This is a genomic window from Planktothrix sp., from assembly GCF_046067725.1.
In the GTDB taxonomy this organism is placed as follows: Bacteria; Cyanobacteriota; Cyanobacteriia; order Cyanobacteriales; family Microcoleaceae; genus Planktothrix.
Genome location: NZ_JBJUDF010000263.1, coordinates 1 through 8,986, shown reverse-complemented (window position 1 = coordinate 8,986; position 8,986 = coordinate 1). Strand labels below are relative to the sequence as shown.

Annotated in this window: 5 protein-coding genes; 2 read left to right on the top strand and 3 right to left on the bottom strand. The window is 38.9% G+C overall.

The window, feature by feature from the left end; genetic code table 11:
- Positions 1 to 430: 430 nt before the first annotated feature.
- Complete coding sequence (locus tag ACKPEB_RS16250; RefSeq protein ID WP_408966002.1) at positions 431 to 1,030, top strand: class II aldolase/adducin family protein; 600 nt, start codon at positions 431 to 433, stop codon at positions 1,028 to 1,030.
- Positions 1,031 to 1,116: 86 nt separating this feature from the next.
- On the opposite strand, the gene ACKPEB_RS16245 is transcribed toward ACKPEB_RS16250, so the two are convergent.
- The 3 genes from ACKPEB_RS16245 to ACKPEB_RS16235 form a co-directional block, all read right to left on the bottom strand.
- Positions 1,117 to 1,983, bottom strand: coding sequence for a DUF4231 domain-containing protein (locus ACKPEB_RS16245; RefSeq protein WP_408966001.1), 867 nt, complete (start codon positions 1,981 to 1,983; stop codon positions 1,117 to 1,119).
- Between the two features lie 337 nt (positions 1,984 to 2,320).
- A complete protein-coding gene (locus tag ACKPEB_RS16240) occupies positions 2,321 to 3,394 on the bottom strand; it encodes an S-layer homology domain-containing protein (RefSeq protein ID WP_408966000.1) in 1,074 nt (357 codons plus the stop codon).
- A 143-nt stretch (positions 3,395 to 3,537) separates the two neighbouring features.
- Positions 3,538 to 6,075, bottom strand: coding sequence for a glycogen/starch/alpha-glucan phosphorylase (locus ACKPEB_RS16235; RefSeq protein ID WP_408965999.1), 2,538 nt, complete (start codon positions 6,073 to 6,075; stop codon positions 3,538 to 3,540).
- 1,426 nt (positions 6,076 to 7,501) lie between these two features.
- Here ACKPEB_RS16235 and ACKPEB_RS16230 point away from each other — a divergent pair.
- On the top strand, positions 7,502 to 8,986 hold a 1,485-nt coding region (locus ACKPEB_RS16230), incomplete at its 3' end, for a dynamin family protein (RefSeq protein ID WP_408965998.1).

Here is an 8,986-nt window from a genome sequence, read left to right as displayed (position 1 = left end):
GAAATATTCGGGAAGAGGGTATAAGAATCCTGTCAACAAATACCGTAGGGCATACGGAAATTCAAGCTTGTGGAGAGGATGTAAGACTAATTAGTGCTTGCATTAAAAAGCATTCTTCTATGAAACAAGAATCCCCCGTCACAGCGTAGCTTGACGGGGGAGTGTCAAAACACGGTATCAATACTGAATTTATTTCTAATCCAAAATAGCTTGATGGGATAGTGCTGAGAGTAAATACTTATTCTCCTCGATCAACCCAAGGTTGAATCTACCCTGAATCATCATTTGAGGGAAGATTGATTCCTCAAGTTCTTGATAAAATGCTATAGTCGTCGCCCAAATAGCGTGATGAAGTCTTTTCCTTTGTCTTCCCGACTTTCTATCCCCTGCTATAAACTGGTTATATTCTCAGTTGGAGGGAAGGTTTCTAATGCTGGATGAAGGTGTAGTTAAGTATTCCTGTGAATGTATTCCAGGGGAAAATGTTGCGGTCGAGTTAATAGAATCTTTAATGATCTGGCGCGATCGCATTCATGAATTAGGATTGATTGGAGTTTATGAAAATGGCATCGGGTTCGGGAATATTAGTATTCGGATTGCTAATACTTTACAATTTATTATTTCAGGAAGCCAAACCGGACATTTAGCTAAACTTGATCCCGACCATTACACTGTTGTGACTGAGTTTAATATTGAACAAAATCATCTCACCTGTTGTGGGCCAATTCAAGCGTCTTCAGAATCCTTAACCCATGCGGCGATTTATCGTTATGAACCGAATATTAATGCTGTGATTCATGTTCATCACCCCCAATTGTGGCGAACGTTATTAAATCAGGTTCCGACAACTCGCAAAGAAGTTCCCTATGGAACACCCCAAATGGCACAAGAAATGTTCAGATTATTTGAAGAAGAAAATTTACGGGAAAAGAAAATCTTGGTCATGGCTGGACATGAAGATGGATTTCTGACTCTAGGGAAAGACTTAAACGAAGCCGGAGAAATACTCATGAACTATTGTCGTTTTTAGACACAATTATGATATTAAAAAACCCGCCTAAGCGGGTTAACTTTATTGTTTATTGTCTTGCAATCTCAAAATTTAAATGCCATTAATTAGGCTTTAGTTGGGGCATTAACTTCTGTAGTAGGAGTTGAATCAGCGGGTTGTTCTTGTTTTTTCTCACTTGCCGATTGAACTTGTTTCAAATGAATGGTATTCACCTGAACAATAAAGTTTTCAATGGCTCTTTGAGCTTTTTTAGACAGTTGAGCATCTTCCATCGCATCATATTGATAGAGGGTACTCACCCCTAAGATAAATTTCTCCTGTTCCGCTTCTAATAATTCCACAGCCGTATTCGCTGCAACCCAATTTTCTTGAAAAGGAAAAGAGGTGACAATACTGGCAACAATCGCTGCAATTGCTGGACAAATTACAGGCAACCATTTTAACCAAGATACCCCAGCTTCCAGTTTATCCACTAACACTAAAATTGGAGTTACACCGGATAAAACAATTGTAGCAGTTTGGGAAACATAGTAAATATTTCGGCAATCTCTTCGAGTCTTTTTATAGTCATCAATTAACTCCTGAGCATATTCTAATGCTTGGATTCTCGCGGCGGTAATCACCGAGTTATCCATAGGATTATTTTCACCTATTAAATTACTGGTTAAAATCGTATACAGTGCAGCATTTTTCTTCATTTTAGACAGTTTAGCTGACTGTTGATAGTTCTGAAAAACCTGCCGATTAATTAAGAACAAACAAATCCAAGTTGCTACTAAAATAATTTCATAAATTTTAGCAACTTGCAACTCAGGAACAAAAATATTGATGAATGCTGCGCCTACAAAACCAGCCAAAGAAAAATATTCAACAATTTTTAACAGCAGTAACAAGGTGGAGTTAGGTGAACTGTAGTAATCCTCAAAGGTGTTACTCATTGACGTTGGGTTCGTCTCTGTCAGATTAGTCATGGGTTCAAGGTTAGCTGAATATGCTCAACCATATTAATCAATATCCTACATCTTTTGCAAGAGGATAGTTTTGAGTATTTCTTAAGAATCAGAATACAGTTTAGGGAGTTGAAACCCCATCAAAAGCTCTATCGTCTGTTAAATTTTATGAACGTTTGACCAACTTACTAAATATAATACAAATGTATTACAAGTAAGGTGAATCAACTTCAACTGTGTATTGAGTTAGTTTCTCAACAGGGGTTTCAGTTGATTTGAGTAGTGACAGGTTCACCAAGATTGAGCTTAATTAACCCAGTTCCAGGAGAACCAGCCCCTACCTCTTAACGGTTTAGTATTAAGGTGATTTAATAATATAATCAGAAGAAATGGGTTTTACTTTTCCTTGATAAACTAACCCTTGATAAATCATCGATGCCACTTCACCATAGGTGGCAGATTGATTAGGATTCAGGGTATTTTGATCAGGATAATTCACCACTAATCCGGCTTCCGTCGCTGCTGCAACACCCTCAACCGCCCAGGATGGAATTTGATCCGCATCCTTAAAGATTTGGAGAGTTTGTTGAGAATTTTTAGACGGTTTTAGCTTTAACCCACTGGCTAAAGCAACTAACACTTGAACACGGGGAATTTCTTGTTGAGGTTGAAAAACATTCCCTGGATATCCGACTAAAAAACCGGATTGAGTCACTGCTTTTAAAGCCGATTTAGCCCAAAAGTTTTGAGGAATATCCTTAAATTGAATAGCAGATTCTTCAGGTTTTTGATTAAACGCCCTTTGTAATTGGGCTGCAAATTCTCCCCGTGTAATTTTTTCATTGGGTTTAAAGGGTTTTTGATCTGATCCGGTTGCCCAATTTTTACTCATAAAATAGGCAACAAATGGACTCGCCCAAGTGGTTTCTGAAGGAGAAGATTGAACGGTTTGAGGCGGTGTAGGAGTTGAACACAAATTTCCTCCATTGGGTTGAGTTGAACAACTACTTTCTGCTGGGGTAATGTTAGTAGTTTCGGGTAGCACTGGAGTCACTGGCGGTTGGGGTGAAGGTTCAACAGGTTGCTCTGAGGGAGTTTGAGGAACTAACCCTAAACCGACCCACCAAGGTTGCCGAGGTGTTGTAGTCGCGGATGGGGGAGTCGTTGTGGGTTGAGGTGTGGTTCCAGGTAGAGGCGAAACCCCATCGGGAAGGAACTCTTCTAAAATTTGGGAAAAGGTAGGATTTTGACGGGTCGTTTCAGTTGGGGTGGAGGTGGGATTGGGGGTCGTCGCCAGTTTCCGGTTAGGATGACTTAAGACCCAAAATAAAATTGTACCCATTGTGGCTAAGGCAACAACAATGGCAATCCCCTCATCAAACCGGCTACTTGAGCGACGATTGGGCGGATCAGGCGGGTAAGATTGTGACATGGGATACTCCTGTTCAGGAATAGGGAATTACGAATTACGAATTACGAATGGGGAATAGGGAATAGGGGAAACCCTGTACCCCCACTCCCCACTCTGTAATCAACAGTCAACTATCAACCGTTAATAGTCAACTGTAATTCCGACTAATTGGTTACGCGCAAGCCTGCTGCTTCTGGGTTGTATCCTTCCATTTCAACCGGAATCGATTTAACATTCCAGATTTCGTTGCAATATTCGCGGATGGTGCGATCGCTGGAGAATTTACCCATGCGAAGGGCATTTAGAATGGACATTCTCGTCCATTTTTCCGTATCTTGGAATGCCAAACTCACTTCTCGTTGGCAATCAATATACGCTTGATAATCCGCAAACAGCATATATTCATCATGGTACATCAAGGAATCCACCAAAGGTTTAAATAACTCTTCCTTCCCATGGGAGAAGTAACCCGATGCAATCCGATCTATGACTGCTTTTAATTCCGCATTTCGATGATAGTAATCGAGGGGTTTATAGCCTTTAGATTTTAAGGTATAGACTTCTTCTGCGGTTAAACCAAACAGGAAGAAATTCTCAAACCCGGCTTCTTCGCGGATTTCAATATTAGCCCCATCTAAGGTTCCAATCGTTAAGGCGCCATTCATGGCAAATTTCATGTTTCCGGTTCCAGAGGCTTCTTTCCCGGCGGTTGAAATTTGTTCGGATAAATCTGCTGCTGGATAGATGCGTTGACCTAAAGAAGCGTTAAAGTTAGCTAAAAAGACTACTTTTAACCGTCCCCGGACATCGGGATCTTTATTCACCACTTCCCCAACGGCATTAATCAATTTAATGATTAATTTTGCCATGAAATAACCTGGAGCCGCTTTCCCCCCAAAGATAAACGTCCGGGGATAAATATGGACATTGGGGTTTTGTTTGATGCGGTTATAAAGGGTAATAATGTGCAGCACATCCAGGTGTTGACGTTTATATTCGTGAATCCGTTTCACCTGAATATCAAAGATAGAATGGGGATCAACTTCAACCCCATTAAATTTCCAGATATAATCGGCTAACTGTTGTTTGTTGTACAGTTTAATTTGTCGCCATTGTTCACAGAACTCTGGATCATCAATGCAGCTTTCTAATTGTCGCAATTGATCCAAATCTTTGAGCCAACCATCTCCAATTTTAGAGGTATAAAAGTCTGATAATGTGGGATTGCTCAATAAAATCCAACGCCGAGGAGTCACGCCATTGGTTTTATTCACAAACTTCTCTGGCCACAGTTTATAGAAATCGCGCAGGGTGTCTTTTTTCAACAAGTCCGTGTGCAGTGCAGCTACCCCATTAATGGCATGACTGCCAACACAAGCTAAATGCGCCATCCGCACAAATTTTTCTGACCCTTCTTCAATTAACGATAACCGTCCCACTAATTGATCATCTTCAGGATACCAGCGTTCCACATCTTCTAAGAAACGGCGGTTAATTTCATAGATGATTTGTAAATGCCGGGGTAATAAATAGCCAAACAAACTGACTGACCATTTCTCTAAGGCTTCGGGTAAGAGGGTATGGTTGGTATAGGCAAAGGTTTTTTGGGTGACTCGCCAAGCGGAATCCCAATCAATCCCATGTTCATCTAACAATAATCGCATTAATTCTGCGATCGCAATGGCGGGATGGGTATCATTCAATTGAATAGCGGCGGTTTCATTCAAGTTATAAAGTCCGCTATTATGGCGAAGATGACGTTTAACAATATCCCGCAAGGAACAAGCCACAAAGAAATATTGTTGTTCTAAGCGTAATTGTTTGCCTTGGGGGGTGTTGTCATTCGGATATAAGACTTTAGAAATGGTTTCCGACCGCATTTTATCGGCGACTGCACCGTCATAATTCCCCGCGTTGAACGCTTCAAAGTTAAAATCATCACTGGCTTCTGCCTTCCATAACCGCAGAGGGTTAACGGTGTTGGTATCATAGCCGGGAACCGGGGTATCATAGGGAATACCGATGACTGTGGCCGCAGGAATCCAGCGAATTCGTTCCCGTCCTTTCTCATCATGATAAATTTCCGTATGACCGCCAAATTTAACTTCAACGGCTTCTTCGGGTCTGGGAATTTCCCAAGGGTTGCCAAACCGTAACCATTTATCGGGGATTTCTGCTTGCCAACCATCTTGCATGGTTTGGTGGAAAATCCCAAATTCATAACGAATTCCATAGCCAACGGCGGGAATTTCTAAACTGGCGAGGGAGTCGAGGAAACAAGCGGCTAACCGTCCTAAACCGCCATTTCCTAAACCGGGGTCGGGTTCCTGTTCGAGGAGTTCGTCTAAGTTCAGTCCCGATTCTTCTACGGCTTGGCGAACGCGATCATACAGGTGGAGGTTAATTAAACTGTTTCCTAGGTGTCGGCCCATGAGAAATTCGGCGGACAGATAGTAAACGATTTTGACAATATGGTCTTCGTAGGTTTTGACGGTTTTTAACCAACGGCTTAACAACCGATCCCGCAAGGTATAAGCCAACGCCATATAAAAATCTTCCTTTGTGGCGATGGACTCGTACTTACCCAGTTCATAGAATAAATTATCGGCAAAGGCCCGTTTTAGGGTTTCCACACTTGTTCCAGTGCGATCGTCCTCAATTTGGATGGGACATTCATTAATCGGAATCAAGGATTGAGTCATTCAGTCTCCTTTCTGAGTATCAATTAACGTGCAAACAATCGCCTGGGTGACAGGATACAGGCGTTTAGCTTCGTTCCTGATGTTGTGTTTATAAGTGTTGTTTGTCAAGGGTTCTGTATCCTGCACCTCAATCAAGCATCATTTCCTGATCTTCAAGTTTAACTTAATCAAAATACAGATTTTTCCACTCTTGTCAAGTGACTAATGCTGGGATTGATTGCGTCTAGGATAAGTGCTATTTTGTTTCTGTGAACCTAGAATTGGCTTGTGTTTTGATCCATTTTAGGTTGATGTTTTTCAATTAATTATTATTTTGAACCTTTTCTTAATATTGTTGTTAAAATATTACTTTGTAATCAATATAGCAAGTCTAAATCGGTTGTCATCACCTCTATGACTCAAACCCTTACCGTAGGGGCAATTCATGAATTGCCCCTACTACAAATCAAATAGGATTGCTATATTGTGATTAATTATTAGCTTTTTTATTATGAAATAAAATTTATCTTTTGATTTTTAAAGATGAGATTAGCGAAAAATAACAGTAGGGGTTGGGTTTCCCAACCCAGACCCCTAGAAGGTTTAGCAACTAAACCCCTACAATAAAATATTACAATCTATGATGCTCTCGCTTGAAGAGAATCTGCTAAAGCACAACAACAATTGATTCCTTTTGGAGATTAATTGTTACTCGTCTTGAGCAGGTTGCCAAACTCGAATTTTACGGTCTTTTCCGCCGCTAAATAGGGCTTGCTGAAGATGTTGTTGCTTGCTCATCTTTACGGTACATTTTCCCCGACTCCTGCAAGGTTTTTGCCCTATTTTACACCCATCCCTTACACCTGATTCATTTTTTCTTGCCTTCCCCTCCCATCTGTTCTGGCTTTCCGCCTTTTTTCAGCAAGCCCTATTTAATAAATACCTGAGATATTGAAGGGTTAAACATTTAACTTGAGGAGAGGTTTTGCTGATATAATAACTTCAAGGTAGCTCTACCTTTTCTTTTATTGCACCAGACATATAAAGTAGGTAATCTATGAACCTCACCCATAAAACAACTGATTTGCTTTCTCGCCTCAGCATAGACCACCTCAAACCCCAAGATGTTACTACCTCCACACTATTTATCACGGCTCTAGGAGTTCTTCTCAATACTATTCATATTAACTGTTCTGAACCTTCCAAAGAACAAGACTGTCTAAAAGATATCCTAAACTATATTACGAAGCCCGATAATAACTTATACCAGTGGTCAGAGGATTTAATTTTAAAAGTATCTCAAAAACATATTGAGTGGGATGATTTATCAATTTTAGAGTTACCGGAAACAGAAAGATTTCTGTTAATTTGTTTAGGATATATAATTGCTAATGCAGATAACAATCTTAAGAACCATCAATTCGATTTAGACAAAGCCTCTAATACGTTGCTAATTAGTGAAAATCGTCAAAATCGATTAAAATCATTATTTACTCATCCTCAACAAAAATTAACTTTTGAATTAAAAGAATTTTTCCAATTCATTGATGATTTGCAGAGTTCAGATCAACTTTTAACTAAAAGTATTCAATATATCCAAAACCATTTGCGTAAAATTGCTCCAATTCAGTATCGGAAGTTAGAAGATATCAAAAATTTTATTAAAACTTTAGAGAACGAAAGCCTTACGCCTCTGGAAACTGTTGTTATTGATATTAAAAACTGTTTAGAAGCAACTGACCCAATTATCAAACTTCAAGAAAGCAGTTATAACTGTTCTAATACTCTTCAAAAAACCAAGGAATTTTTCAAGTTTTCGCGTTTTCGTATAGCAGTTGTTGGAGCGTTTAATCAAGGAAAATCTACCCTTTTGAATGCTATTGTAGGAGAAGATATTCAACCTGTGAGAGTCATTCCCTGCACTTCAGCGATTACAGTTTTAAAATACGGAGAGCAAAAGCGTGTAACCTGTTGTTACAAAAAACGTAAGGATACAAAGCAAATTTCTATAGAAGAATATAAAGAAATAGCAGCCATGTCTGAAGACGCAGCAATTAGCCATCTTAGTGAAGAGTTTGCAAAGTCAGATATTGATGAAATTATTTATGAACATGATGAATTAGAAATTTGTAAAAACGGGGTTGAACTGGTTGACTCCCCTGGACTTAATCAACATCCTGATGCAACGGAAATAACAAAGCGACTATTAAAAGACACCGACGCAGTGATCTTTGTATTATCTGCTATACAAATCTTAACGCAACAAGAACGAGAGTTATTAAAAGACATCAGAAATCAACTGAATGGAGGTAAAGGTAATCAACCTGTATCTAATCTTTTTATTCTAGTGAATTTTATGGATCATTTAGACGGGGATAATGAGTACCAGCAGATTCAAAAGTCAGCCTACATTTTGGAAACTGGACAGGATGCTATTATTCAAGATAAAAATCAGATTCATTTTATCTCTGCTAAATTAGCGTTTAACGCGATTCAAAAGCAAAAAAACAATCATGAAAATTCTAACCTGACAGATAAAGAAGAAAAATATTATCAAAATTTTCAATTTTTTATTAAACATTTAGAAGACTTTTTAGCTAATGATAAAGGAATCATTAAACTCAAAAACTCTATCGCCAAAATCAAACAACTTATTGAAGATTGTCAAGGAGATTTAAAACAGCTTAATGCTCAATTAGATCAAGAAAAGCAAAAGTATGATGAAGGAGAAAGCAAATTACTAAAAGAAAAAGAGAAAATTGAAACTATCTCTCAACAAATTAACGATATCTTAGAATCTGCTAATGAGGAGTTATCTAAGGAAGTTCAAAAGGATTGGAAAGATGATTATCCCAGTTTAAAAACTCGCATTAACAAAGAAAGTAAAAACTGGAAATCAAATCATAACCCGATCTGGGAACAAAGACAAATT

Bases quoted from the DNA above. Each gene is read 5' to 3' on its own strand.
- ACKPEB_RS16250 (WP_408966002.1), top strand. From the start codon at position 431: ATGCTGGATGAAGGTGTAGTTAAGTATTCCTGTGAATGTATTCCAGGG.
- ACKPEB_RS16245 (WP_408966001.1), bottom strand. From the start codon at position 1,983: ATGACTAATCTGACAGAGACGAACCCAACGTCAATGAGTAACACCTTT.
- ACKPEB_RS16240 (WP_408966000.1), bottom strand. From the start codon at position 3,394: ATGTCACAATCTTACCCGCCTGATCCGCCCAATCGTCGCTCAAGTAGC.
- ACKPEB_RS16235 (WP_408965999.1), bottom strand. From the start codon at position 6,075: ATGACTCAATCCTTGATTCCGATTAATGAATGTCCCATCCAAATTGAG.